General features: G+C 67.8%; 28 protein-coding genes. 5 read left to right on the forward strand and 23 right to left on the reverse strand.

Annotated elements, in window-relative coordinates; genetic code table 11:
• The coding region (locus ACFXK0_RS12200; protein ID WP_379410167.1) for a hypothetical protein at positions 1-231 on the forward strand (231 nt) is incomplete at its 5' end.
• Position 232: 1 nt separating this feature from the next.
• Here ACFXK0_RS12200 and ACFXK0_RS12205 read toward each other — a convergent pair.
• The 5 genes from ACFXK0_RS12205 to ACFXK0_RS12225 form a co-directional block, all read right to left on the reverse strand.
• Complete coding sequence (locus tag ACFXK0_RS12205) at positions 233-607, reverse strand: ESX secretion-associated protein EspG (protein ID WP_379410168.1); 375 nt, start codon at positions 605-607, stop codon at positions 233-235.
• 302 nt (positions 608-909) lie between these two features.
• Entirely contained in the window at positions 910-2247 is a 1338-nt protein-coding gene (locus ACFXK0_RS12210) for a hypothetical protein (protein WP_379410169.1), read from the reverse strand.
• Positions 2248-2250: 3 nt separating this feature from the next.
• Entirely contained in the window at positions 2251-2883 is a 633-nt protein-coding gene (locus ACFXK0_RS12215) for a DUF3558 domain-containing protein (protein ID WP_379410170.1), read from the reverse strand.
• Positions 2884-2885: 2 nt separating this feature from the next.
• A complete protein-coding gene (locus ACFXK0_RS12220; protein ID WP_379410171.1) occupies positions 2886-3248 on the reverse strand; it encodes a hypothetical protein in 363 nt (120 codons plus the stop codon).
• A 243-nt stretch (positions 3249-3491) separates the two neighbouring features.
• Positions 3492-4703: a pyridoxal phosphate-dependent aminotransferase gene (locus ACFXK0_RS12225; RefSeq protein ID WP_379410172.1), complete on the reverse strand. Its 1212-nt coding sequence runs from the start codon at positions 4701-4703 to the stop codon at positions 3492-3494.
• A 93-nt stretch (positions 4704-4796) separates the two neighbouring features.
• Here ACFXK0_RS12225 and ACFXK0_RS12230 point away from each other — a divergent pair, with 93 nt between their 5' ends.
• Positions 4797-5360: a winged helix-turn-helix transcriptional regulator gene (locus ACFXK0_RS12230; RefSeq protein ID WP_379410173.1), complete on the forward strand. Its 564-nt coding sequence runs from the start codon at positions 4797-4799 to the stop codon at positions 5358-5360.
• Between the two features lie 7 nt (positions 5361-5367).
• Here ACFXK0_RS12230 and ACFXK0_RS12235 read toward each other — a convergent pair whose 3' ends face one another.
• From ACFXK0_RS12235 to ACFXK0_RS12295, 13 genes are read right to left on the reverse strand one after another with little or no spacing between them, the layout of a single operon-like run.
• Positions 5368-5967 carry a LysR family substrate-binding domain-containing protein gene (locus ACFXK0_RS12235; RefSeq protein WP_379410174.1) on the reverse strand — a complete coding sequence of 200 codons (600 nt, stop codon included), beginning with the start codon at positions 5965-5967 and terminating at the stop codon, positions 5368-5370.
• 5 nt (positions 5968-5972) lie between these two features.
• Complete coding sequence (locus tag ACFXK0_RS12240; RefSeq protein ID WP_379410175.1) at positions 5973-6413, reverse strand: hypothetical protein; 441 nt, start codon at positions 6411-6413, stop codon at positions 5973-5975.
• 57 nt (positions 6414-6470) lie between these two features.
• On the reverse strand, positions 6471-6638 hold the full coding sequence (locus ACFXK0_RS12245; protein WP_379410176.1) for a DUF4236 domain-containing protein: 168 nt from the start codon (positions 6636-6638) through the stop codon (positions 6471-6473).
• A 49-nt stretch (positions 6639-6687) separates the two neighbouring features.
• Positions 6688-7281, reverse strand: coding sequence for an SRPBCC family protein (locus ACFXK0_RS12250; RefSeq protein ID WP_379410177.1), 594 nt, complete (start codon positions 7279-7281; stop codon positions 6688-6690).
• A gap of 17 nt (positions 7282-7298) precedes the next feature.
• On the reverse strand, positions 7299-7859 hold the full coding sequence (locus ACFXK0_RS12255) for a hypothetical protein (protein WP_379410179.1): 561 nt from the start codon (positions 7857-7859) through the stop codon (positions 7299-7301).
• Between the two features lie 28 nt (positions 7860-7887).
• Positions 7888-9162, reverse strand: a complete 1275-nt coding sequence (locus ACFXK0_RS12260) for an MCE family protein (protein WP_379410180.1) — start codon at positions 9160-9162, stop codon at positions 7888-7890.
• A complete protein-coding gene (locus ACFXK0_RS12265; RefSeq protein ID WP_379410182.1) occupies positions 9159-10241 on the reverse strand; it encodes an MCE family protein in 1083 nt (360 codons plus the stop codon). Before ACFXK0_RS12265 ends, ACFXK0_RS12260 begins: the two co-directional genes overlap by 4 nt.
• Positions 10238-11332, reverse strand: coding sequence for an MCE family protein (locus tag ACFXK0_RS12270; RefSeq protein WP_379410183.1), 1095 nt, complete (start codon positions 11330-11332; stop codon positions 10238-10240). Before ACFXK0_RS12270 ends, ACFXK0_RS12265 begins: the two co-directional genes overlap by 4 nt.
• Positions 11332-12363, reverse strand: a complete 1032-nt coding sequence (locus tag ACFXK0_RS12275) for an MCE family protein (RefSeq protein ID WP_379410185.1) — start codon at positions 12361-12363, stop codon at positions 11332-11334. Before ACFXK0_RS12275 ends, ACFXK0_RS12270 begins: the two co-directional genes overlap by 1 nt.
• Positions 12363-13388: an MCE family protein gene (locus ACFXK0_RS12280; protein ID WP_379410186.1), complete on the reverse strand. Its 1026-nt coding sequence runs from the start codon at positions 13386-13388 to the stop codon at positions 12363-12365. The genes ACFXK0_RS12275 and ACFXK0_RS12280 overlap by 1 nt, the downstream gene beginning before the upstream one ends.
• A gap of 1 nt (position 13389) precedes the next feature.
• A complete protein-coding gene (locus ACFXK0_RS12285; RefSeq protein ID WP_379410187.1) occupies positions 13390-14727 on the reverse strand; it encodes an MlaD family protein in 1338 nt (445 codons plus the stop codon).
• A gap of 10 nt (positions 14728-14737) precedes the next feature.
• On the reverse strand, positions 14738-15601 hold the full coding sequence (locus ACFXK0_RS12290) for an ABC transporter permease (RefSeq protein ID WP_379410188.1): 864 nt from the start codon (positions 15599-15601) through the stop codon (positions 14738-14740).
• 1 nt (position 15602) lies between these two features.
• The gene (locus tag ACFXK0_RS12295) at positions 15603-16451 is read right to left on the reverse strand and encodes an MlaE family ABC transporter permease (protein ID WP_379410428.1); all 849 of its coding nucleotides are present in this window, start codon (positions 16449-16451) and stop codon (positions 15603-15605) included.
• Between the two features lie 125 nt (positions 16452-16576).
• On the opposite strand from ACFXK0_RS12295, the gene ACFXK0_RS12300 reads away from it, so the two are divergent.
• Positions 16577-17296 carry a TetR/AcrR family transcriptional regulator gene (locus ACFXK0_RS12300; RefSeq protein ID WP_379410189.1) on the forward strand — a complete coding sequence of 240 codons (720 nt, stop codon included), beginning with the start codon at positions 16577-16579 and terminating at the stop codon, positions 17294-17296.
• Here the strand turns inward: ACFXK0_RS12300 and ACFXK0_RS12305 are convergent.
• The 4 genes from ACFXK0_RS12305 to ACFXK0_RS12320 all read right to left on the reverse strand — a co-directional run bounded on the left by ACFXK0_RS12305 (position 17288) and on the right by ACFXK0_RS12320 (position 21358).
• On the reverse strand, positions 17288-17503 hold the full coding sequence (locus tag ACFXK0_RS12305) for a hypothetical protein (protein ID WP_379410190.1): 216 nt from the start codon (positions 17501-17503) through the stop codon (positions 17288-17290). The two genes, ACFXK0_RS12300 and ACFXK0_RS12305, sit on opposite strands and share 9 nt — an antisense overlap.
• Before the next feature lie 11 nt (positions 17504-17514).
• The gene (locus ACFXK0_RS12310; RefSeq protein ID WP_379410191.1) at positions 17515-18597 is read right to left on the reverse strand and encodes an oxygenase MpaB family protein; all 1083 of its coding nucleotides are present in this window, start codon (positions 18595-18597) and stop codon (positions 17515-17517) included.
• Positions 18598-18836: 239 nt separating this feature from the next.
• Positions 18837-20375, reverse strand: a complete 1539-nt coding sequence (locus ACFXK0_RS12315) for an MFS transporter (protein WP_379410192.1) — start codon at positions 20373-20375, stop codon at positions 18837-18839.
• Positions 20376-20440: 65 nt separating this feature from the next.
• Positions 20441-21358, reverse strand: a complete 918-nt coding sequence (locus tag ACFXK0_RS12320) for a D-alanyl-D-alanine carboxypeptidase family protein (RefSeq protein WP_379410193.1) — start codon at positions 21356-21358, stop codon at positions 20441-20443.
• Between the two features lie 97 nt (positions 21359-21455).
• Between ACFXK0_RS12320 and ACFXK0_RS12325 the strand changes: the two genes are divergently transcribed.
• Entirely contained in the window at positions 21456-22472 is a 1017-nt protein-coding gene (locus ACFXK0_RS12325) for a glutathione S-transferase C-terminal domain-containing protein (RefSeq protein WP_379410194.1), read from the forward strand.
• Here ACFXK0_RS12325 and ACFXK0_RS12330 read toward each other — a convergent pair.
• Positions 22376-23029, reverse strand: coding sequence for a TetR/AcrR family transcriptional regulator (locus tag ACFXK0_RS12330; protein WP_379410195.1), 654 nt, complete (start codon positions 23027-23029; stop codon positions 22376-22378). The genes ACFXK0_RS12325 and ACFXK0_RS12330 overlap by 97 nt on opposite strands.
• Before the next feature lie 64 nt (positions 23030-23093).
• On the opposite strand from ACFXK0_RS12330, the gene ACFXK0_RS12335 reads away from it, so the two are divergent.
• Positions 23094-23855: a nuclear transport factor 2 family protein gene (locus ACFXK0_RS12335; protein WP_379410196.1), complete on the forward strand. Its 762-nt coding sequence runs from the start codon at positions 23094-23096 to the stop codon at positions 23853-23855.
• The last annotated feature ends 39 nt before the right edge of the window (positions 23856-23894 follow it).

The raw sequence follows: 23894 nt of genomic DNA on the forward strand, positions 1-23894 counted from the left end.
GCTGAACTGACGCGACTTCTTCTGTGCCACAACAACTCCGTTCAGTTACCCAAATTCTACTTTGGGCCACTGTCCGAAGAACTTCGGGCACCTCAATACCCGGACGGTCGCTCCGCTGTCGTTACCGGTGTATGTCAGCTCGCGGCCTTCGTGCTCGACAGCTTCGACACGTCGTTTGACTTGTGCGAGCTGTTGCAAACCCTCCTCTCGAAGTTGACGCAGATCTTCTAATTCATAGTTCAAAACATGCCCTTCTGCGGATTGCCGAGATCAATTCGTTCTTCCCGACCGGCTCGATGTGCAGGTCACGGTAGTTCCGGTACGTCAGATAGCGCCCGTCGCCGGACACGTCGAACCACGTCAGGTAGCGGGCGGGGTCGGTTCCGGTCCGGATTTCGATATGTCCTGCTGAATCACGCTTGGCCCTGGCAAGCTTGTGCATCCTGGCAGCGGTCGAATCGGCTGGTCGACGCCAGGACTCGAAGTGGTCCTCGATCCGGTCGGCGTCTTCGATGAGATGTTCCTCGTGACCCGGCGAACACTCCCCGAGGAACGCCGCCAGAGCTCGAGCCACGATCAAGTCGGAGCCCGCGTATACCTCGATCATGCCGGACTCGTTGTGCCGCAGTACGACACCGTGCGCATCGGTGCAGCCCCCGAAGGCGCGAACCGGGGTTCCGACGGTCTCGAAGGCCGCGAGCGATATCGCCGGGTTGGCAGCATGCCGTAGGGCAGCCGCGAGTTCGTGATCAGCCCGGGCTTCGACCTCGGCTGCGATCGCCGTGCGTAGTGCCTCGAAGTCGGCGCTGGTCCGCTCCGCTGACCGGACGAGGATCGGGAACGGCTGCCGGTCCGCTCCTGTCGAAACCTCCCATGTCACCGCGAACTCATCCGGAGTCAGCGTCCAGCTCACGAACCATCCTCGGCTGGCCGGGTCGATGGCGCGTCGGAGCCGATGCCGCCGTCGTCGGGCGGGCTTTGGGTCAGAATGTCGAACAGCTCGGGCTGGACACCCCGCAAGTAGTCGGCTGTGACGTGAACGTCCTCGTCCTCATTGCTCCGCTTGCCCGCTGCTGCGCCGGGATTCATCATGGCGGGCATACCGCTGAGCCGATTCGATGACCCGGAAGTGTTGCCACCCGACAGGGATGCCCCGGACGGAGAGCCGGCCCGCCCAGGAACTGGGGCCTCTGCCTGTGGAATTCGTGCACCCGGACTGCCGGGCAAACCGGAACCGAGGGGGATGCCCGATCCCGCAGGAGTGTTCGGCGCCCCGGCGCCGGGTGTGGTCGTCGCCGGAATTGTGGTTGCAGGGGTGGTTCCGGACGGGTTGGTGCTGGCGGCGTCGGTCGAATCGTCGTCGGTCGAATCGTCGTCCAGATTCGTATTCGTATCGGAATCCGGTGTCTCAGTATCGTTCTCGCCGTTGTCGGTGCCGTCCTCGTCATCGACGCCATCGGGATCGTCGCTCGGACTGTCCGCAGTCGAAGGCTGCCCGTCTTCCCCGCTGGGCGAGGGGTTGGTTCCACCGTCATTCCCCAAGCCGTTGCCGCCCGGTTGGGTGGGAGCCAGGAACTCGGGCACGTTGTCCCCGGCTGGCTGAAACGTTGGCTTGTAGATCGTGTTCATCGCTGTCACGGCCTGCTGCAAACGCTCGATCTTCTCCCGCTCGGTACTCGCGGCCGTACTCGGCGCGCTCCCATCAACCAAGATCGCCAGAGCCGGTGGAATCGATGTGTCACCCGCCGGCTGACCAGCACTCGTAACCGGAGGAGGTACGGCGGCTTTCACGGCTTCCGCACCATATCCGGCCGCCTTGACTCGATGCCCCACCGAGGAAACCACAGCCGCCAGGTCGTGGACCTCGGAGAGAAACGTCTTACCGGCGGAATCGCCGGCTGTCGCCATCGCGCCGCGCAAATCTCCAGTAGCGCGCGATGTCTGGATGGCCAAGCCGGTCATCGCGCCAGATACCGCCGACGAAATCTCCACCCATCCGTCGCCGAACTGCTGCATGACCCCCGGTTGCATTCGCTGGGCACCGTCGTAGATCTCTTCGTGAGAGAACCCTTCGAACGCCTCCATGCCTGTGATGTAGGCAGCTTCCGTCCCGCCACTCAGGCCCTCTTGTTGCTGTTGTGCACCGGCCTGCTGCTGCTTGCCGTTGAGCAGCGCCTCTACCGCCGGGGTGATGATCAGTGCACCCGGTAGCGTCGAAGTCAGCGGCGAGCCGCTCCCGTCCCCCAAAGCTCAGTTCCCCTCACCTATGGACCGCTCCACGACTGAAGCGACCTCGAGTATGTCAGCACAGGGATCGATGTTCTGACGCTCGCCGAGACTCGTAACTCTGACCCAGATCAGAACGACGCCGACCTCGGTCTCGAGATGCGCCTCGCACTTCGTTGCACTGTTCGACTCCCCTCGGCCGGTACCCGCCCGCCGACCATTGATCGTTGTCTCCTCGAGCCAGGTCCCGTTCTTTTGCAGGTTCTCATCCCAGCTGATGTTTCCCGAGTTCACGCCCATCGACATCGTTTGGTCGCTGTTGCGGAAGTTGCAGCTGAGGAACGTGTACTCGGCGACAAGGTCCTCGCCTCGCTTGCGGGACGCTGGGTCGAAATGCATCGACTCGACATCGTCGTCACTCAGCCAGGTGCAGGGGTCGTAGACCACATGCTGTCGCCCCGATGAGCGGGTGTACTGGTTGTCCTGCGAGGGTGGCTGGATCTTCGGGTTGGTGAGCGTCGGCCTTGTCTGGGTGGTGGTTGTCGCCGAAGGCGCTGTGGGCTCAGATGTCGGTGACGCTGGTTCATCAGTCGCGGTACCGCATGACGCGAGCAGTATCACGCCTGTCAGGAGCCCCGCCGATGCCAGCAATCGCATACTCACACCGCCCCGGATGCGGTTCGAAGTGCCGCCGCGTTGAGCTCGTCGACTTCGGCGAGGATGTTCGCCGCTCGCAAGTAGCCTTCAGCCATGCCGCGCGCCGACCTCGCGAGCTCGGTGAGGACTTCATAGAGAGATTCGGCTTTCCGCGCGAACCCCTGCTGGAGCTGCTGGGCTGACACGAAAGAGCCGAATCCGTGGATGCTGCCGAGGTCCGCTGCCTGGTCTATCCAGCCGTCACACTGCGCCGCGAACCGTAGATACGCCTGCGCGACCTCGCGAGCCGAGTTGGGTTCCATCGTCAGCTCACCCGAGTCTGCCGCCTGCCGCAACTGGGCCGCTGCCTGTTGTCCGATCGCCACCTCAACGCCCTCCCGTAGGTGTGTGCAGCTGTCACTATAGGCACCGTCGCACCCGCTCGCACAATGGACGCAACAGACGCCCCGAGAAGGATGCAACCAAGATCACACCAGGATAAGGGCACACCCAGGTCGGGGAACGGACCCCCGAAAAACGCTACTGACCTGCTCTTACCGGTACTGCGGCGCCACATCGTCATCGCGTTCATCCGGGCTCAGATGCGAATCCGGAACACGCTTCCACACTTACTGCTGGTAGGTCGCTAAGAAGCGGCCGATGCGTTCGATGATGGCCTCGAGTTCGTCGGCGTGGGGCAGGGTGACGATGCGGAAGTGGTCGGGGCGGGGCCAGTTGAAGCCGGTGCCCTGGACGATGTGCAGTTTTTCCTGGAGCAGCAGGTCGAGGACGAATTTCTCGTCGTTGTGGATCGGGTACATGTCGAGGTCGATGCGGGGGAAGGCGTAGAGCGCGCCCTTGGGTTTGACGCAGGACACGCCGGGGATGGCGTTGAGGGCCTCCCACGCGCGATCGCGCTGTTCGCGCAGGCGTCCGCCCGGCAGGGTGAGGTCGTAGATGCTCTGGTGTCCGCCCAGGGCGGCCTGGATCGCTTGCTGGGCGGGCACATTCGCGCACAGGCGCAGGCCGGCCAGCATGGTCAGGCCCTCCAGGTAGCTCGCGGCGTGCTGGGTGGGGCCCGAGACCACCAGCCAGCCCGAGCGCAGACCGGCGGCGCGATAGTTCTTCGACAGGCCGGAGAAGGTCAGGCACAGCAGGTCGGGGGCGAGGGAGGCGACCGCGGTGTGTTCGAGGTCGTCGTAATAGATCTTGTCGTAGATCTCGTCGGCGAAGACCACCAGGTTGTGCCTGCGGGCGATCTCGAGGATCTCGCGCAGCACCTCCGGCGGGTACACCGCACCGGTCGGATTGTTGGGGTTGATCAGCACGATGGCGCGGGTGCGGTCGGTGATCTTGGCGGTGATGTCGGCCAGGTCGGGGTACCAGTCGGCGCCTTCGTCGCACAGGTAGTGCACCGGCGTGCCGCCGTTGAGGGCGGTCGCGGCGGTCCAGAGCGGGAAGTCCGGCGCCGGGACGAGCACCTCGTCGCCGTTCTCGAGCAGCGCCGTCATCGCCATCATGATCAGTTCGGAGACGCCGTTGCCGAGGAAGACCTCCTCGACACTCACGTCGTCGACGCCGAGCGTCTGGTAGTACTGCACCACCGCGCGCCGGGCCGAGAGCAGGCCCTTCGAGGAGGTGTAGCCGGTGGAGGTGGGCAGCGTACGCACCATGTCCTGCAACAGCTCCGGGGGCGCGTCGAAGCCGAAGATCAGCGGGTTGCCGGTGTTGAGCTTGACGATGTGATGCCCCTCGGCCTCGAGCCGCGCCGCCTCCTCCGCGACCGGACCGCGGATCTCGTACGACACTCCCGACAGCTTGCTGGACTGCTTGACCTGCATGAACATCCCTCCGGACCGTGGTTGCCACATACATTACTTGGCATTTCCAAGATTTCACTTGGTTTTTCCAAGTCCATGGTTAAAGTAGTGCACGTGCCTCGCCGAAGCTACGCCCACTACTGCGCGGTCAGCCGCGCCCTCGATCTCGTCGGGGACCGGTGGACCCTGCTCGTCGTCCGCGAACTGTGCGGCGGACCGCGCCGCTACAGCGATCTGCTCGCCGACCTGCCCGGGATCAGCACCGACATGCTGGCCACCCGGCTCAAAGATCTCGAACGCGACGGCCTGCTCACCCACCACCGCAACGGCATGCGCTCGAGCTACGAACTCACCGAGTCCGGCCTGGCGCTGCGCCCGGTCCTCGATGCCCTCTCGGCCTGGGGCACTCCCCTGCTCGGCGAGCGCACTCCGACCGACGCGATCCGCGCGCACTGGCTGGCGCTGCCACTGGGCCGGGCGGTAGCCGGCCTCGTGCCCGCGGGCACGGTCACCGTGTGGATCGGCGAGACCGTGTGGCACTACGTGATCACCGCCGAGGGCATCACCCATCACGACGGACCGGCACCCGCGGCCGATCGGGAACTGCGCCTGAGCCTGGCCGAGGCCACCGAGATCGCCGCCGGTGCGCGGTCGCTGACCGAACCGGCCGGCGCCTGAGCGTCCGCTAGGGCGATTCCAGGAGCTCGGCGGATCGCCCGTCGGGTACCGCGGCCGCGTCGAGGCAGTCCAGGAACAGCGGTACGGCGGGATTGTCCTGGCCGGCGCGCCAGACGGCATACACGTCCACCGTCGGCACCGGATCGATCAGCTTCACCGCGACCGGACCGTCGTCCACCGCACCCATGCGCATCGAGAGCGCCCGCGGCAGTGAGGCGAAGCCGACCAGCGGACGCACCGACACCAGGTGCGCGGTGGCGCCGGGGTCGTCGGCGGAGTGCGTCACCGTGAGCGAGATCCGGGTCTCGGCGGCCGAGCGCAGGATGGTGTCGTACATCGCCGGGCACTGTTCGCGGGCGAACAGCACACACTCCTGATCCCGCAATTCGGCGAAGGGGACGCCGGATCGATCCGCCCAGCGGTGCCGCCGGCCGACGACCGCGACCAGCGGAACCCGGTGCAGCAGCCGCCGGTACCGGAAGTCCGCGGTGCCGGGATGCCCGTAGACCAGCGCGATGTCCAGGGTTCCGGCGGCCAGGGCGGCGAGCTGGGGACCGGTGCGTTTCTCCCACAGCGACACCACGATGTCGGGGTGACGGTCGGTCATCCTGGTCAGCGCGGCGGGCAGGACATGCCGGCCAGGGCGGTGAATTCGTCGGTGTCCGATGGCAGCGGCACCGGGCCCGAGTCGAACAGTGACGGCTGGGTCTGCGCGGCCCGGATCGGGGCATCCGGTGGCACCGGCAGCTCACGCAGCCGCGCCCAGGCCGCCGCGAGTGATCGCGCCTGCCCGGCCTGGCCTTCCTCGTGCCCGATGAGCAGGGCCTCCGCGGCCTCGACGTCGTAGCAGCGCTCGACCCGCACCCCCGCCGCCAGCAGCGGACGGTAGATCCCGGCGGTCGAGCGCCACACCCACCGCTGCACCTGTGGCCGGGCGCGCACGGCCTCGATCAGCGAGGGCTCCTCGACCACCGGCCCCGCGGGCAGGCCGTCGTGATCGAGCGGGCACAGGCGCGCACCACCGTCAGCCGTCTCCGCTATCGCCCATCGCACGCCCCGAGTCTGGCACCGGGGTCCGACAGATCCCCCGCGACAAACCGGGCAGCGACCTCAGCGCTGGCGCCAGCTCAACGGGCCGGGCAGATCGACACTGTTCTTCCTGGTCCGCGAGTTCCAGCTCCACGGACCGATCTTGAAACCCCACGAAGACAACCCGGACTGGGTGAAATTGAACGTCAACGGACCGAAGGTCTTGCGCTGACGGAACCGGATGGGCATGACGATCCTCCCTGAATCGCCCCCAGGATAGCCGATTCGGGCAACCGGCTCACCGGTAGTAGTTCGCCCACCGGCCGAGGACGACCCGCACGAACGGGCGCACGAAGAACGCCGTCCAGCTCAGTGGCACGAAGGCGAAGATCGCGGGCCTGCCCGCGACGGTCCAGCGCAGAACAGTTGTGCCGTCCGGCGTTTCGGTGAGCTCGAAATCCATCGTGTAGGACTGGACCAGCAGCGGCACCGAGGTCCGGATCCCGGCCACGGTCAAGCGTGTCTGCGGATCGCGGTGGGTCACCTGTTCGGCGGCGGCGAAGACGATGGCGTCGAGGGTGCGCACCGTCCCCTCCCCACGGTCCGGGCCACGGTAGGTGACGCCGTCGATGAACGGGATCCAGGTGAACGCGCCGTCCTCCAGCGCACCCCATACTTCCCAGGGCGTGGCGGCGAAGTGCTGGTCGACCGACATCTGGAAGGTGGGCCTGCGGTCCGCGAGCACGCGGATCACCTGGTCGTCGACCGGTGGTATCTCCGCGTCGAGCAGCCGGGTGGCGCGCCGTTGCAGCACGAGCAGTACGGCGAGGCCACCGATCGCGGCCAGGACGAGCGCGCCGAGTGCCGCACCGAGCAGGATGAGCCAGATCATCTGTGGCACACCTCTTCTCACGGAGTCCGCAGCAGCGGCGAAGACACCTTGCTGGTCAGCCAGCGGTCACCGGACCGGTCCAGCGACAGCGTGATCGCCAGCTGCCCACGGCGGGGTTGCTGCTGGGTGCCGACGCTGGTGATGGACTGGTCGACGACGACGATCGCTTCGGCGCTGTCCGCGGTGCCGGTCGCGATCGCGCATTCCACGGTGCCCGCCGAAGACCGCACCTGCCCCTGCACGAGCACATCGCGCAGATCCGCACTCGTGGCGGCGAATTCCTGTTTCCAGGCACCCGTGGCGTGGTCGAGCACGGCGGCGAAGTAGGTGTCGAGATCGGTGGCGTCGTAGGTCGACAGCAGCGACCCGTACGCACAGGCCGCCTCGCGTGCCTCGGCGCGGGCGCGGTCGAGCCCGGTCGCTCGATGCTGCTGCCAACCGAACCAGCCGCCGGCCGCCAGCCCACCTGCGCCGACGAGCAGCGCCGCCGCCACGATCACGCTGGTCCGCCGCCGTGGCGGTGCGGTGTCGGTGGCCTGGTCGGTGTCGAGGACGGCTGATTCCTCGGTGCCGGTCATCGGATTCCTTTCGGGGTCAGGGGTATTCTCATCGGCCGGGCAGCGGCACGGACCGCTCGTCACCGGTGCTGCCGGGTGGCGGGCCCGCCGTGTTGTCGGGGGTGTCGGGCCGGGGCGCGTTCGCCGATCCGCGGATCTGCTGCGCGGGATCGTTGGTGCGGCAGTAGTTGTAGAGCCGGACGCTGCCGTCGGAGACCCTGGCGGGCGAGACCGGGACGGTGTCGTACTCGCAGAACGGGCGCGGCCAGATATCCATCATCGTGTGGAAGGCGTTGTCGTGCGCCGGGATCCCGAGCAGAGCCGTGCTCTCACGCAGCGCGGGGAACAGCGCGGCCAGTGCGGGGGTGCGCAGACGCGCGGCCCGGGTGATGGCCTGCAGGTTGGTCAGCAGGGCGGTGACTGGGTCGGTGGTCTCGGCGACCACGCCGCCGAGGGTCGCCAGCTGTCCCGGGCCGAGGTCGAGCAGCCGCCGCAATTCCTGGTCGGCGGCGGCGAACTGCTCGAACAGCACGCCCGACCCCTCGACGAGCGTGCGCAGATCCGGCTGGGCGTGGGTGGTCGTCTCCGCGACGATCGCCAGTTTCTCCACCAGATTGCGGGTCTGCGGCAGCAACTCGGTCATCCCCGCCAGCGCGTGGCTGATGCCGCTGATCACCGTGCGCAGCTGGCCGGGTCCGCCGGCGAGCGCCTTCTCGAATTCGGCGACGATCACGTTCAACCGCTGCGGATTGAGGCCACCGATGAAACCCGAGGTGTCGGTGAGGAATTCGTTGATCGTGATCGGCGTCCCGGTGCGGGCCCGCTCGATGACCGCGCCGGCGCGCAGATACGGCGGCTCGTCGGTGTCGGGACGCAGGTCGAGGTACTGCTCCCCCGCCGCCGACAACCGGGCGACCACCGCGACGCCGCCCGCGGGGACGCGATGACCGGCATCGATCTCGGCGACCGCGGTCACCCCGGTCCCAGACAGTTCCAGCGACCGGACCGTCCCGACACGCACCCCACGGAAGGTGACGTCGGAGTGTTCGAGCAGCCCACCCGAACCGGCGAGTTCCACCCGGACGGTGAAGGTTTCCCGGCGCGGATCGATCCGGACGATGTCGACGAGCAGATACCCGCCGCTCACCACCAGCGTCAGCACCAGTCCGGCCGCCGCGAGGCCGTTGACATGCGCTCGCGCCCAGCCGGCGCCGCGGAGGGCGAACTCGGCCGCCACCTCCAGTGCCACGCCGACCGCCCAGATGCCGAAAGCGCCCAGCACGGTGAGGGTGTAGCGGACACTGCCGCGAGGATGCCCGGTCATCGTCCACCGCCCTGTATCCGGCCGAGCACCCGCGCGAGCACCTCGGCGAGGCTGCCGAGGAAGGCGCCCGGATCCGATCCGTCGGGCAGGCGGCTGCCGTTCGGGTCGGTCAGGGCGCCGACGCTCAGATACGACACGGTCGCCGCGACCGCCAGGCTGGTGCCCTGGGTGGTGGCCAGCAGTGACGGGTTCATCGCGTGCAGCTGATCCAGCGCCCCGGCCAGGTGGTCGCCCATCTCGGTGAACCCGGTCATCAGTGCCTGCACGCTGTCGAACAGGCCGACGAAGTCCGCGCTGCTGGTACTGGTGAACTCGCCCAGCGCGCCGAGGGTCGAGGACACCTCGGTGGTCAGCTCGGTGATGGCGCGGTTGTTCTCGGTGAGCACGGAGATCAACGGCGGGAAGGTGTCGGCGACCTGACCGAGCTCGGATCTGCGCTGATTCAAAGTGGTGGCCAGCGCGTCCAGACCGTGCAGCACCGCGTCGATCTGGCCGGTGCGCGCATTGAGCGCGGCGAGGGTCGCGGTGAGCTCGGTGAGCAGGTGCGACAGCTGCGGACCGCGACCGGCGAACATGGAGTTCGCCTCGCTGGTGATGCGGGCGACCTGGCTCAGCGCACCGCCGTTGAGCAGCAACGACAGTGACATCATCAGCTCCTCCACCGAGGCACCCGCCGAGGTGTGTTCGCGGCCGATGACATCGCCGTCGGCCAGCATCGGTGTGCCGGGTGGCTGTTCGGGCAGCACGATGGCGACGTAGATGTCGCCGAGCGGGGTCGGCTGGCGCAGCTCGGCGCGGGTACCGCGGGGCAGCCGCACGTCCGCGCGGATCCGCAGGTCGACGGCGGCCACGAAATCGGTGGTGTCGAGCCCGGTGACGACGCCGATGTCGATACCGCCGGTCTTCACGTGCGCGCGATCGGGCAGATTCAGCGCATTGTCGAACAGCGCGCGCACGGTATAGGTGGGGCCGTCGATGCCGGGGGCGGGCAGTGGCACTGAGTCCACGGTCATCGTGCATCCGGCGACCGTGCAGGCGGCCAGGGTGAGCGCGGCGGCGCGGGCGAGGTGTGGTCTCATCGGGTCAGTCCCAGCAGTGCGGCGAGCAACCCGAAGTCGGGCCCGAAGTCCTGGAGTTTGCCGGTGCGGCAGCCGTCGGCGCGCAGCTGGACGCGTTCGCAGAACACGGCGAGCAGTTCGTTGTCGAGCAGGCTCTTGTCGGTGAGCAGGTGCAGGCGCACCGCCCCGGCCTCCGGGCTCACCGCGTTGCCGAGGTTCTGGAAGAACAGCGGGGCGATGTCGACGATCTCGGTGAGTCCCCGGGCGTGGTCGCGCATCTGCGCGGTGATGGTGGTCAAGCGCAGCAGCGCGTCGGTGAGCGGTTGCTTGTTCTCGGCCACGACGGCGCTGGTGTTGGCGACGAAGTCGTTGATCTGGGTGAGCACCGCCAGCAGTCCGGGCGCCTGCTCGCGCATGAGGGTGACCAGCTCGGTGAGCCGGGCGCTGAAGTCGCGCACCGTCGCGTCGTTGTCGGCGACGATCTGGGTGACATCGTTGAGCCGGACGACCGCGTTGGCGATCTGGTCCTTGTTGGCCAGGGTCACCTCGAACGCGCCGGAGAGCGCGTCGAGGGTCTCGCGAATGCGGTCACCGTTGCCGTCGAGCAGCGGGAACAGCACCCGGCTGGCCATCGGCCCGTCGGAGTTGTTGCCCGCCAGGGCTTTGCCGATGTCGTCGAAGTTGCGCAGGATCCGGTCGAGCTCGACCGGGGTCCTGGTGTGCGCGAAGGGGATGTGGCCGCCATCGGGCAGGGTCGCACCGCCGGTGTAGGCCGGGGTGAGTTCGATGTGGCGGTTGGTGATCAACTGCGGCGAGACCAGCGCCGCGACGACCTCGGCGGGCAGCTCGACCTCGGGGTCGACCACCATGCGCACCTGCACGTACTCGCCGCGCGGAACCAGTTCGGTGACCCGGCCCACCGGCATGCCGAGCACGGAGACCTCGTTGCCCACATAGAGGCCGGCGACGTTCTCGAAATCGGCGGTGATGGTCTTCTCCCGGCCCAGCAACCGATCCGGTAGCGAGGTCAGGCTCTGCGGCAGGGCCGAACAACCCGACAGCAGCAGCGCGACGGCGGCCAGGGCGGTCAGGCGAGCGAATATCGTGCGCATCAGCGGCACCCTTCGACGACCTGGACGGCACACAGCCAGTTGTCGGGGAACATCCACGGCAGATACACCTCGCCATAGGGACCGTTGCCGAGGCTGTTGTTGAACTGCCGCAGGGTGACCGGCATGATCTGGAACAGGTTGTCCAGATTGGCTTTGTTCTTCTCCAACCCGGCCGCCATGGTGTTCAGGTCGGCGATCAGCGGGGCGAGTTGCCCGCTGTTGTCGATGCCCATGTCCTGCAGGTCTTTCGAGATCGCGGCGATATTGTCGAGCAGCCCGGTGACCAGGCTCTGCCGTTGCGCGACCGCGGCGCCGATGGCCTCACCCCTGGTCAGCAGCAGCAGGACGGCGTTCTGGTTGTCCGACACCACCTGCGAGACGGTGTCGATATTGCGCAGCAGCTGCTCGACTTCGTCGCGTCGTTCGCTGATGACCGCGGCCAGCGAACCGACCGAGTCGAGGGCGGCCGCGGTCAGCTGCGGTGAATCCCCCATCTGCTGGGCCAGCGCGTCCAGCGAGGCACGCAGGGCGGCCGGGTCGACGCGTTCGAGGTGCTCGAAGGAGTTGGTGTATCTGTCGTCGTCGACTACCTTGGCGAGGTTGTAGGGAACTTCGGTGCGTTCCAAGGGAATTCGCCGCCCTTCCGGTGCGGTGGGGGCGCCGGGGTCGAGTTCGACGTGCATGCGCCCGAGAATGGTCGACATCTTGATCGCGGCCCGCGCGTCGGCGCCGACCCGGATATCGCTGTCGATCGAGAGCGCGGCCTCGATCCGGTCGCCGGCCAGCCGCGTGGAACGCACCGTGCCGACTTCGATACCGGCGATGTCGACACTGTCGCCCGGCCGCAGCCCGGCCGCCTGGGCGAACTCCGCGCGGACGGTGCGGTTGCCGAGGTCGAGCTGGCGCAGCGTACTCGACCCGAACAGCAACAGCGCGACCACCGCACCGGCGCTCAGGCCGAGCCACCAGTGCCGGCCCTCGGGGATCGACTGCCGCAGTCGCCGCAGGGTGGACGGTTGGATGGGAATCATTACCGGCATACCTCCGAGTGCGCGGTGCCGCCCACCTGACTCAACATTCCCGGTGGGAGCACTACGCCCCACAGTGAGACGTCGAGACTGCAGACGTAGGAACTGATGTAGGCGCCGTTGCCGCTGACTCGCGCGAGACCGGCGAGCACGAACGGCAGTTCGGCGGCGGTGATGTCGAGGCGTTCGCCGTTGCCGAGCAGCAGGCGCACCCCGTCGTTCGCGGACTGCTGGGCCCTGGCCAGGCCCGGCTCGATCCGGGCGACGAGGTCGGCGAGCTGAGCGGTCGACCCCGATGCCCGCTCGACCGCGGTCGAGAGCGTCATGCCTTGTTCGTAGAGCTCGACAGTCAGCGTGCGAGACTGGGTGATGAGGGTCTCGAGTTCGTTACTGCGGTGGGCCAGGCCGGCCACCACGCCGCCGAGGTTGGTGATCACCTGGCCGAGGATCTCGTCGCGGTCGCGGAAGGTGCCTGCGAGCTGCGCCGCCTGGGTGACCAGCGCGCTCAGCGACACGCCGTCACCCTGTAGTGCCTGGATCAGGGTGTGCGACAGGGAGTTGATGTCGTCGGGTTGCAGCGTCGCGAACAGTGGCTCGAAGCCGGCCAGCACCGTGGACACGTCGAAGGAGGACTCGGTGTTCTCGTACGGGATGGCCCCTTCCGGCGGTAGCTGCTGCCCCGGCCCATCGCCGGCGGCCAGGGCGATATAGCGCTGCCCGATCAGGTTCTGGTAGCGGACGAGTGCCTTGGTGGTGGTCGTGAGCCGGTGGCGCGCCTGCACCCGCAGCACCACCGAGGCGCGCCGGTCGGCGTCGAGCTCGATGGCGTCGACCCGGCCGACCCGGATTCCGGCCATGCGCACGTCGTCACCGACGCGCAGGCCGAGGACATTGCCGAAGGTCGCGGTGTAGCGGGTGGTGTCGCCGCTCACACCGCGCTGCAAGGTCGAGAAGATGGTGTAGGTCGCGACGAGTGCCAGGCCGACGAACACGGCCAGGATCAGCACCGCGGTCCGGGTTTTCATCATGTCAATTCCCCTCCTGTGTGTCGGTGTAGGTGACCTCGACAGCTCCGTCTGCGATGACCGGCTGGAGCAGAACCAGTTGCGCGGCGTTCGGCGGTGCGCCTACCAGCGCCTCGATCGCGTCCACGCCGTACCGGGCGCCCGGCGCTGCGGCGGGCTGGGTCAGGCCGGGGATCGCGGGCAGACCGGGGACCGACGGGAGCACCGGGGCGGGGCCTGCCGCCGCCAGGCGACGTGGGAGCAGTTGCGCCGGAATCTGTTGTGGTGGCGCCGAATCCGGTACCGACGCACTACCGCAGCGCGGGCCGGCCAGGGCGCCGTAGTGGGGGCAGTCGGCGGCGGTGTACTGGACGAACGGGGTGAAGCTCACGTCCACGACCCAGCGCATCTGCTTGTCGGGCCCCCAGTTGAAGACCGTGGCCAGTTTGCTCAGCGCTTCGTCGAGATTGGCTACCGAGGTGCCGATCGCACCGGAATCGGCGGCCAGGGCGCCGAAGGTCTCGTGCAGTCCACCCACCAGCTCCGGTCCGGTGTTCGGGTTGCGGGCGAACAGGGTGTTGGTGACACCGGCCGCGTCGTGGGCGGCGGTCAGCAGCGCGATCAGGTTCGCGCGCTTCTCGGTGAGGGTGCGCGCCGTCGTCACCGATGCGGCCAGGGAGTCGATCAGCTGGGGTGCGGACTCGTTCACCGCCGATGCGGCCGCGCCCAGATCGCCGAGGAGTTCACCGATGCCAGGTGTCGCCCTGACCTGGGTGGTCCAGGTGTCGAGCCGTTCGATGGTCGACCCGGGCAGCCGGTAGGCGGGGTCGAGTGCGTCGGCCAGCGTGCCGAGCACCGTGGACAGCCGGATCGGATCGATGGCGTCGAGCACTGTCCGCAGCGTGGTCAGGGTGGTCTGTAGCTGGGTACTCACCGACGCGGTGTCCTGGGCGATGACGGCGCCGTCGCGCAGACGTTCGGTGGACGGCCCGTTGTCGACGAGTTCGACCGCTGTCACACCGAAGATGTTGTTGGGCACCACGCGGGCGGTCACCGTGGCGGGAATGTCCTGTGCGCGTGGCGGTTCGATGCGAAGGACCAGTTCCTGGCGCTCGCCCCGGGCGGCGATGTCACTGCGTGCGACCTGGCCGACCAGGATGCCACGGAAGGTGACATCGGCGCGTTGCGGTACGCCGTCGCCGGTGCTGGTCATCTGGGCGGTCACCTCGACGGTGTCGAGGAACGCGCCGTTGTAGCGCAGCCCGAGCAGGTAGACGGTGCCGGTCAGCAGGGCGGCGATGAGCACGCCGAACATTCCCAGCCGCACCGCGCCCGGCCCGCGGCCACTGTGGTCCATGATCATGATCGAGGCCCTATCCGGAGATTCTGATGCCGGGGTCGATCCCCCAGATCGACAGGGAGAACAGCAGGTTGACGAACACCACCGTGACGATGGTCATCCGGATGGCCCGGCCGGAGGCGACTCCCACGCCTTCGGGCCCGCCGGCCGCGGTGTAGCCGTAATAGCACTGGATGAAGGTGGCCACGGCGACGAAGACCACGATCTTGAGAATCGAGTACGCCAGGTCCACCGGATCGAGGAACTGGTGGAAATAGTGGTCGTAGGTGCCCAAGGTGGTGCCGCCCAGGAACACGACCGTGAATCTCGTGGCGAGGTAGGCCACGACCAGTCCCGCTGTGTAGAGCGGCACGATGGCGACGACGGCGGCCAGCATGCGGGTAGTGATCAGATAGGGCAGCGGCCGGATGGCGATCGATTCCAGCGCGTCGATCTCCTCGGAGATCCGCATCGAACCCAGCTGCGCGGTGAACCGGCACCCGGCCTGCGCGCCGAAGGCCAGCGTCGCCAGCAGCGGGGCGAGTTCGCGGGTGGTGGCGAAACCGGAGATCGCGCCGGTCAGCGGGCTCATCGTGAGCAGGTTCAGGGCGGTGTGCGATTCCATGCCGACGGTGATCCCGCCGAAGCCGCAGAGAATGACCACCACGCCGATCACCCCGCCACCCACGATCAGCGACCCGTTGCCGAAGCTCACATCGGTGATCAACCGCAGCAGTTCCTTGCGATAGTGCCGCAACGCGAACGGAATCGCCGCGACCGCCTGCACGAACACCATGCCCTGGTGACCGAGGCGCACCGGAACCGTGGCCGGTGCCGCGGCGGCGGCGCGCAGCCGGCGCAGCGGACGCCACAGTGGCGGCACGTATCCCGACGCCATCTCAGAGCACCTTCGACGGGAACACGACGTTGTAGAGCTGGGTGAGAACGATATTGGCAGCGAACAACACGATGGCGGAGTTGACGACCGCGGAGTTGACCGCGTTCGCCACCCCGGCGGGCCCGCCGCGGGTGTGCAGTCCGGTGTCACAGGCGATGATCGCCGCCAGCGCACCGAACACGCTGGCCTTGACGATGGCGACGACCAGATCGCCCGACACCGCGAAGGAGGCGAAGGTCCCGATGTAGGACCCGGGTGTCCCGTCCTGGATGTAGACGTTGAAGGCGTACCCGGTAGCGAATCCGACGAAGACGACCAGCCCGCACAGCATGGTGCTGACCAGGACGGCCGCGGCCAGGCGCGGGGCGACCAAGCGCCGGACCGGGTCCACGCCCATCACGACCATGGCGTCGATCTCCTCGCGTATGGTGCGCGAACCCAGGTCGGCGCAGATCGCCGAACCGACTGCGCCGGCGATCATCAGCGAGGTCACCAGTGGCGCGCCCTGCCGGATGATGCCCAGCCCGTTGACCGCGCCGATGAAGGTGGTCGCCCCGACCTGACTGACCAGCGATCCCACCTGGATCGAGACCACGACGGCGATGGGTATCGCCACCAGCAGCGTCGGGGTGGCCGACACACTGGCCATGAAGGCGCACTGCTTGACGAATTCGGTGGTGGGGAACCGCCGGGTGAGCAGGGCGCGGATCAGTTCGGCGAGCGCCCGGCCGGTCATCACGACCTGCCGTCCCGCGGTCTCGACGGCGCGTTGGGGATGGTCGCGCCAGTAGCTCAGTCCGGCGGTGAGGACCTGGTCGCGGGCATCGCCCGGTGGTGGAGCCGAGGACAACTGTTGCACGATGGTTCACCAGTATTTCTACGTATCCGTAGTAACTGATTACTACGGTAGGGTAGATATTTGGAAGAGAGCGGCGCCGCTGACGCCGCACGAGAGTCTCGAGGGATCATTTCCGGATGAGCATCGAAGAGGACACCGACGGTGTCTGGCGGATCGCCCCGGCGCCGCCGGCCCGGCCACGGCGCCGCAACGGGCCGCGACTACCGCCGCACGAACGCCGCGAGCAGTTGCTCGACGCCGCCCGCGTGGTCGCCGGTCGCGACGGCTTGGCCGAGCTCACCATGCAGGCCGTCGCCAAGCAGGCCGGTGTCGCCAAACCCGTGCTGTACGCGATCTATCCGACCGCGCCGCAGCTGCTCGACGCCCTGCTGCGCCGCGAGCACTCCCGGGGGATCGCCCAGGTGCTCGAGGCCCTGCCCGCCGATCTCGACAAGGCCGACCCGGACGCGGAATACGAGGAGGCGGTCATCGCCTTCCTGACCGCGGTCCAGGACGATCCGGTGCGGTGGCGATTGATCCTGGTGCCCGCCGACGGCGCGCCCACGTCCTATCGCGGCTTGCTTGCCGGTGCCAGGGAGAAGGTCGTCGCGCGCTGCGTGCAACTGCTCGAGGCCGGTTTGGCCCAGCGTGGTGGCCCGCACGAGGTGGACACCGAATTGGTCGGTCGCGTCATGCTCGGCTTCATCGAATCACTGGGCAGGCTGGTGCTGTCGGACCCGGAACGCTTTCCGCCGCAAGCACTTCGGTCGACGGTGCGGGCACTGACCCGTACCTTGCCCACCGAGTCGATGGTTTCCGCGTGGCAGGCGCAGGCCCAGCCGGGGCCGTCAGCGTAGGTCGACATCGGCGATCACCAGCGCGGGCCAGGCGATGATCTCACCGATCGCCGAGAACACCTTGTCCAGTCCGTCCAGGTCACCGAGGTGCTCGTAGTGGCTGCCGAGCCAGAGCAATCCGATCAGGAAGTACGGCACGCCGAAGGCGATACCCAGGAACATGAGCTGACGCAGGCTGATCCGGTAGCCGAAGAGTTCTTTGATCATCACATCGCCTCTCAGGAGATCTCGCCGAGCACGGCCTGGGACTCGATGAGCCCCTGCTCGTCGGGAGCTTCGCCACGGCCGAAGACCCTGGCTCGCTGTTTGTCGCGCAGCGCCTGATGCGCCTGCGCGGGAATGTCGTAGCCGTAGAGCTGCTGTGCCTGTCGCGGCGTCATCGTGGTGGTGCTGGTGGGCGCGATCTTCAGCAGCACCGGTCCGGCCACCGGGACCGTCATCGGCGAGATCAGGCGTAGTAACTGGATCTGCAGGCGCGCATTGAGACTCACGAGCGTGAAAGCCACGTTCATCGGTGTGGTGACCAGCGCGTCGAGCATCCGGCCCGTCGGTAGGCCCGCCATCTCCCGCATCCAGCGCGGCATGGTCGCCAAGGTGCCGCGACGCAGGAACGCGTAGACGATCCGGAACATCGGCCGCAGCAGGCGTGGGATCTCCGGCATCATCACCTCGGCCTGCAGTAGATGCCGCATCGCCTTGCGGGCGATATCGGAGCCGATCAGCTGCGGGCGCATCTGCTCGAAGTACTCGCTGATCCCTGCCCTGGTGCGTGGCACGTCGGCCGGGTCACAGGTTTGCAGTTCCGCCGCCCGCGCGCATTCGGCCCAGTACTGCAGTTCGTCGGCCTCGGAGAGCCGGCCGGGGCCGTACTTCTCGTAGGCGACGAGGATGGAATGCCAGGCGGTCAGGTGGATCCACAGCTGCGACGCGGGATTGTTCGCGTCGTAGGAGCGGTGGGTGACGGGGTCGACACCGATCCCTTTGGAGTGGATCTTCACCAGGATGTCGGCCGCGTGCGCCGTAGACCGGCTGTCGGCGAACAGCACCATGGCGAAGTACCGCAGGGTGCGGTCGTAGCGGGTGCGCGGGCGGTCGTAGATCGCCTGGGTGGCGTCCACCGAGGCGACCAGTGCCGGGTCCAGTTCCTCGATCACCACCGCGCGCTGGAAGCCGACGGTCAAGCTCGTGGGGTAACTCCAGACGCGCCAGGCGACCGACTCCGGGCCGAAGAAGCCGTAGTCCTCTGCGGGCGTCAGCGGGGGTAGCGACAGCCACTCACGCAAGGAAGCAATCGTTGCCATTGCGGGGTCCAATCCGTTTTTCTACGACTACGTAGAAGTATTAATACGCCTGAGTAGAAATGATAGAGCCGCAACAACGCAAGCGTCAACGGTTCGAGTGAAATTGTCTCAGACAGTCGAATCCAGTGTTCGACTACGCCTTTGACAGCCGCCCATCCGGCCCGGCTGGATGGGGCCGAGTGTGCATCTCAGACAGAGCGTCGGCCGCCGGCGAGGCAGGATCGCCGGCTGCCGCGCAACTAGGTGATGTTTGCCTGTTTGCGGTCGAGGGCGGTGAATCCCGCTGCGACGAGGATCATGATCGCCGAGACCAGCAGGGCCACGTCGAGACCGTGGTGGAAGGCGATCTTGCCGGTGTTGAGCACTTCGGACACCTTCGACAGGTACGGCAGGTACTCGGTGATGTTGGTGCCCGGCGGGATTCCGCCCTTCTCGACGAACTGGATGGCATCGGGTTGCAGGGTTGTGGGCAGGCCGAGTTCGGTCATTCGTGCCTTCAGATCCGCGGACAGGAAACCGCTCACCAGCGCACCGAGCACCGCCACGCCGAACGCCGAACCGACCTGGCGCATCGTATTGGTCACCGCGGCGGCCATGCCCGAGTGTTCGCGCGGTACCCCCGACAGCACCGCCGAGGTCAGCGGCACCACCGCGATCCCGAAGCCCAGCCCGGCCACCGCCATGGCGGCCGACAGGGCCGGATCGTGGATCTCCCCGTCGAGCGCGTAACGCGTCAGCAGGATCCCGCCCGCACCGGCCACACAGCCCAGCATCATCGGCACGCGTGCCCCGCGCCGCGCCACCCAGTAGCCCGCGATCAGCGACCCGATCACGATCGTGACGGCCATCGGCGCGAACACCCCGGCGGTCCGCGCCGCCGAATACGAGTGCATCACCTGCAGATACAGCGCGGTGAAGAAGAAGATCGAGAAGATACCGAAGTAGACGGCGAAGGCGACCACCAGCGCACTGCGCACGACCGGTAGCCGGAGATAGTGGAAGTCGAGCATGGGTGCGCGCGCTCGCCGTTCGACCACGACGAACCCGGCCAGGGCGATGGCTCCGAGCGCGAACAGCGCGAGCACCGACGGCGCGGTGTAGCCTCGATCCTGGCCCACAGTCGCGGCGTAGATCACCGCGCCGAAGGCGATCGCGCCGAGCACCGCGCCGGCCCAGTCGACCGGCTCCTGGCGCGGGTCGGCGCTCTCCGGCACCGACCACAGCGCGGCGACCAGCGCGACGGCACCGATCACCAGGTTGAACCAGAAGATCGAGCGCCACCCGTACGCGTGCACCAGCACACCACCCAGTACCGGTCCCGCCGCCAGCGCGAGCCCGGACACCGCGGCCCACACCCCGATCGCCTTGGCCCTGGCCCGATCGTCGGGAAAGACGTGGCGCAGCACCGACAGTGTCCCCGGCTCCGAGGCCGCCGCCCCCAGGCCCATGATCGCGCGGCCTGCGATGAGCACGGCCACGCTGCTGGCCAGCGCCGACACCACCGACCCCGCGCAGAAGATCACCAGGCCGACGATCATCACCCGCTTGCGCCCCCAGCGGTCGCCGAGCGAACCACCCGCCAGCATCAACCCGGCGAAGACCACGGTGTAGGCGTTGACCACCCACTGCAGGGCGGTCACATCGGCACTCAACTCGCTGCGGATATCGCCCAGCGCCACGCTGACCACGGTGGTGTCCAAGAAGGTCACGAACACCACGGCGACAACGGAAGCCAGCGCGACACCCGGTCGTGCCGGCGCACCCGGCACTTTGTCCATCGGTCTCACCCGGCAAAGCGTACTGGCGCGGCGGCCGGGGCGGTGGGCGAGGAAATACCGGTGGCTCAGCCCGCGGCGGGCAGCACGCGCAGGATGGGGTCGTAGGCCCAGTTCAGGATGCGCTCGGCGTCGTCCTTGGCCACGATGCTGCTGTGGTCGGAGCTGTGCAGGACCACGCCGATCAGCGGGATACCGGCGCGGACCGTCTCGAACAGCAGGCAGTGACCGGCCGCGTCGGTGTTGCCGGTCTTGATGCCGATGGCGCCGGGGTACTCGCGCAGCAGCCGGTTGGTCGTCGCCCAGGCGTGCTCCCGGTTGCCCGGACCTGCGGGGACGAAATAGTCACGCGCGGCGACGATCTCGCGGAACACCGGCAGGTTCATCGCCCGTACCCCGAGCGCCACGAGATTCGCCGGTGTCGAGTAGGTGGAGTAGTCGGTGGGGTCGGGCAGACCGCTGGGGTCGCTGAAATGCGTTCCGGCCAGGCCCATCAGGGCCGCGGTCTCGTTCATCCGGCGCAGGAACCCCTCCTGGCCGGGACCGTAGGAGTCGGCCAGGGCGTAGGCTGCGTCGCACCCTGAGGGCAGCAGCAGCCCGTAGAGCAGCTGCCGCGCGGTGAGGACCTCGCCCGCGGACAGTCCCGCGGTGCTGCCGCCGTGCTTGCCGCAGTAGGCGAAGGCTTCCGCCGGCACGGTGACGGGCCGTTCGAGATCACCGGAGGCGATCACGACCACCGCCGTCATCACCTTGGCGATACTGGCGATCGGCACGGGCGTGTTCGCCTCGCGCGACCACAGCACGGTGCCGGTGATCCCGTCGGCCAGTGCCGCTCCCGCCGCCTGCACACCGTCCGGCCCGGTCGCCGACCACGGCAGCAGGCCGTCGGCGCTGCCCGTCGGCCCCGCGGCCGCGACTCCGTGACCGATCGTGACGACGACGACCCCAGCGACAACAGCGTGCAACACCCGGGCAAATGTCCGCATGGCGACATTCTGGCCCACGACCACACCGACCTGTGGGATTTCCCCGGCCCGTCGCCGACTCGCCGGACTCGCGGCGTGGATCTGCGAGACTGGGATGGTGAGCGAAGCGGACGCGGGAACCTATGTCGAAGCCGGTGAGTTCCGGCGCGACACCAACTACATCACCACCCGGATCACCGCCGACGGTCGCGACGGTTACGCCGTCGAGCCGGGGCGCTACCGGCTCGTGGCGGCCAGGGCGTGTCCGTGGGCGAACCGCACGCTGATCGTGCGACGGCTGCTCGGGCTCGAACCGGTGCTGTCACTGGGCCTGTGCGGGCCCACCCACGACAAGCTGAGCTGGACCTTCGATCTGGACCCGGGCGGTGTCGATCCCGTGCTGGGTATCCCCCGGCTGCGCGATGCCTATCTGGCCAGGTATCCCGACTATCCGCGCGGGATCACCGTGCCCGCGGTGGTCGACGTCGTGACCGGGCAGGTGGTCACCAACGACTACGCGCAGATGACCCTCGACTTCTCCACCGAATGGACGCAGTATCACCGGCCCGGCGCGCCGCAGCTGTACCCGGAGCCGCTGCGCGCGCAGATCGACGAAATCAACCAGGAGGTCTTCCGCGACATCAACAACGGCGTCTACCGTTGCGGTTTCGCCGGCGCGCAGGATGCCTACGACGCCGCCTACGCCCGCCTGTTCGCGGCGCTGGACCGGCTCACCGAGTGCCTGCGCACCCAGCGCTATCTGGTCGGCGACACCATCACCGAAGCCGATGTCCGGCTGTTCACCACGCTGGCGCGCTTCGATCCGGTCTATCACGGCCATTTCAAGTGCAATCGCAGCAAACTCAGTGAGATGCCGGTGCTGTGGGCCTACGCCCGCGACCTGTTCCAGACGCCGGGCTTCGGCGACACGATCGATTTCGGGCAGATCAAAGATCACTACTACCTCGTGCACCGGGATATCAATCCCACCGGCATCGTCCCGGCGGGGCCGGAGCTGTCGAACTGGCTGACCCCACATCATCGGGAAGAGCTGGGCGGCAGGCCGTTCGGTGACGGCACCGCGCCGTCTGCGCCGCTGCCCACCGAGCGGGTGCCGGCGGTGGTCAGCGTGTGAGTGACCTCGACGAGGTGACGGACGAACTGATCGCGATCGGTGCCCAGATTGCCTTCGGTCCACTCCACGAACAACGAGATGAGGGCACCGAACAGGCCGGAGAAGCGCAGCCGGCCCGGCACGCCGTCGGGTGACTCGCGCAGTAGGTCACCGAAGAAGCGCTCGGCGATCGCCGGCGCCACCTCCCGGACGTGGATCCGCAGGCGCGCATCGGCGACCGGTTCCACCAGCAGGATGCGGCACACCCGCGGGTCGGCCTCCATCAGGCGGGCCGCCGCGTCATAGGCGCCGGCGAGGTCGCCGGCACCGACCTGCTCGTGCACGGCATCGACCAGCCGCTCGACGGTCGCCTGATACACCGCGTGCATCAGCGCGTCGATGTCGGCGAAACTCTCGTAGAAGAACTTCTGGCTCAGGCCGGCCTCACGGCACACCAGGCGCATGGCGAGCGCGGAAACGCCCTGGGTACCGATGATGTCGACGCCCGCCCCGAGCAGACGGGTGCGCCGTTCGGCGACCCGGTCCGCCGCGGATATCCCGCCGTAGCTCCTTGACACGATTCGACCCTATCAAGCACCATTTCCAATCAGGAAGCGACTGCTTCCAGAATTGGGGTCACGCATGTTCAGCGAGGAACTGTTCCGTCGGAGTCTTTCCCTGTCCCGGGTCGCCCAGCCGATTCCGCCGCTCATGTCCAACCGGGCGGTGCCCGTGCCGGTGCTCGACGAGGCGGCGCTCACCGCGCGCACCGAACAGTGGTTCGCCGAGTACGAGCAGAAGATCGCCTTCTACGCCGAGCACGGTTTCGACATCGCCTGGACCCTGGACTGGGCCAAGAAGTACTGGTGGAGCTGGCAGGAGCGGGACATGAGCCACAATCACGAGCTCTACGCCGCAGACCTGCGCTACAAGGACGTCACCACCCTCGGCGCCACCATCGTGGGCATCGACGACTTCGTCACCTACAACATGGCCTTCTTCGACGCCATCCCCGACTGGCGCTACGACCCGATTCCCGGGCAGTCCTATCTCGACATCACGCCGGAGGGCACGGTCCGCATGGTCGTGCGCTATCAGGGCACCGGTCATCTGGTCGGCCCGTTGCGCCTGCACCCCTACGACGAGACCGCCATCGCCATCCCCGGCAACGGCGCCTTCCTGCAGTGCACCGCCGTGGACCGCTACACCTTCGGCCCCGATCAGCTGATGACCGAAGGGGAAACGCTCTACGACATGATCGATGCCCTGCAACTCACGGGCATGCTGCCCGGCCCGTCGACCCGCGCCTTCCGCTGGTTGATGCGTGGGGCGGTGGTCGCCAACCAGGCCAGGACCAAGCTCGGGCTGTTCGATGGTGACCGATTCGGCGCACTCCCCCGCTAGGTCGATGACGGCGGGGCTGCCGAGTCCGACGACCGGGCG

The sequence above is a fragment of the Nocardia sp. NPDC059177 genome (assembly GCF_042755165.1).
GTDB lineage: Bacteria > Actinomycetota > Actinomycetes > Mycobacteriales > Mycobacteriaceae > Nocardia.

What these genes read in the sequence shown, in the direction of transcription:
- ACFXK0_RS12335 (WP_379410196.1), top strand. Translation starts at nt 23,094, where the DNA reads ATGTTCAGCGAGGAACTGTTCCGTCGGAGTCTTTCCCTGTCCCGGGTC.
- ACFXK0_RS12235 (WP_379410174.1), bottom strand. Translation starts at nt 5,967, where the DNA reads ATGACCGACCGTCACCCCGACATCGTGGTGTCGCTGTGGGAGAAACGC.
- ACFXK0_RS12205 (WP_379410168.1), bottom strand. Translation starts at nt 607, where the DNA reads ATGATCGAGGTATACGCGGGCTCCGACTTGATCGTGGCTCGAGCTCTG.
- ACFXK0_RS12320 (WP_379410193.1), bottom strand. Translation starts at nt 21,358, where the DNA reads ATGCGGACATTTGCCCGGGTGTTGCACGCTGTTGTCGCTGGGGTCGTC.
- ACFXK0_RS12265 (WP_379410182.1), bottom strand. Translation starts at nt 10,241, where the DNA reads ATGAGACCACACCTCGCCCGCGCCGCCGCGCTCACCCTGGCCGCCTGC.
- ACFXK0_RS12270 (WP_379410183.1), bottom strand. Translation starts at nt 11,332, where the DNA reads ATGCGCACGATATTCGCTCGCCTGACCGCCCTGGCCGCCGTCGCGCTG.
- ACFXK0_RS12310 (WP_379410191.1), bottom strand. Translation starts at nt 18,597, where the DNA reads ATGGCAACGATTGCTTCCTTGCGTGAGTGGCTGTCGCTACCCCCGCTG.
- ACFXK0_RS12255 (WP_379410179.1), bottom strand. Translation starts at nt 7,859, where the DNA reads ATGACCGGCACCGAGGAATCAGCCGTCCTCGACACCGACCAGGCCACC.
- ACFXK0_RS12245 (WP_379410176.1), bottom strand. Translation starts at nt 6,638, where the DNA reads ATGCCCATCCGGTTCCGTCAGCGCAAGACCTTCGGTCCGTTGACGTTC.
- ACFXK0_RS12260 (WP_379410180.1), bottom strand. Translation starts at nt 9,162, where the DNA reads ATGACCGGGCATCCTCGCGGCAGTGTCCGCTACACCCTCACCGTGCTG.
- ACFXK0_RS12290 (WP_379410188.1), bottom strand. Translation starts at nt 15,601, where the DNA reads ATGGCGTCGGGATACGTGCCGCCACTGTGGCGTCCGCTGCGCCGGCTG.
- ACFXK0_RS12225 (WP_379410172.1), bottom strand. Translation starts at nt 4,703, where the DNA reads ATGCAGGTCAAGCAGTCCAGCAAGCTGTCGGGAGTGTCGTACGAGATC.
- ACFXK0_RS12275 (WP_379410185.1), bottom strand. Translation starts at nt 12,363, where the DNA reads ATGATTCCCATCCAACCGTCCACCCTGCGGCGACTGCGGCAGTCGATC.
- ACFXK0_RS12285 (WP_379410187.1), bottom strand. Translation starts at nt 14,727, where the DNA reads ATGATCATGGACCACAGTGGCCGCGGGCCGGGCGCGGTGCGGCTGGGA.
- ACFXK0_RS12280 (WP_379410186.1), bottom strand. Translation starts at nt 13,388, where the DNA reads ATGATGAAAACCCGGACCGCGGTGCTGATCCTGGCCGTGTTCGTCGGC.
- ACFXK0_RS12250 (WP_379410177.1), bottom strand. Translation starts at nt 7,281, where the DNA reads ATGATCTGGCTCATCCTGCTCGGTGCGGCACTCGGCGCGCTCGTCCTG.
- ACFXK0_RS12215 (WP_379410170.1), bottom strand. Translation starts at nt 2,883, where the DNA reads ATGCGATTGCTGGCATCGGCGGGGCTCCTGACAGGCGTGATACTGCTC.
- ACFXK0_RS12305 (WP_379410190.1), bottom strand. Translation starts at nt 17,503, where the DNA reads ATGATCAAAGAACTCTTCGGCTACCGGATCAGCCTGCGTCAGCTCATG.
- ACFXK0_RS12315 (WP_379410192.1), bottom strand. Translation starts at nt 20,375, where the DNA reads ATGGACAAAGTGCCGGGTGCGCCGGCACGACCGGGTGTCGCGCTGGCT.
- ACFXK0_RS12300 (WP_379410189.1), top strand. Translation starts at nt 16,577, where the DNA reads ATGAGCATCGAAGAGGACACCGACGGTGTCTGGCGGATCGCCCCGGCG.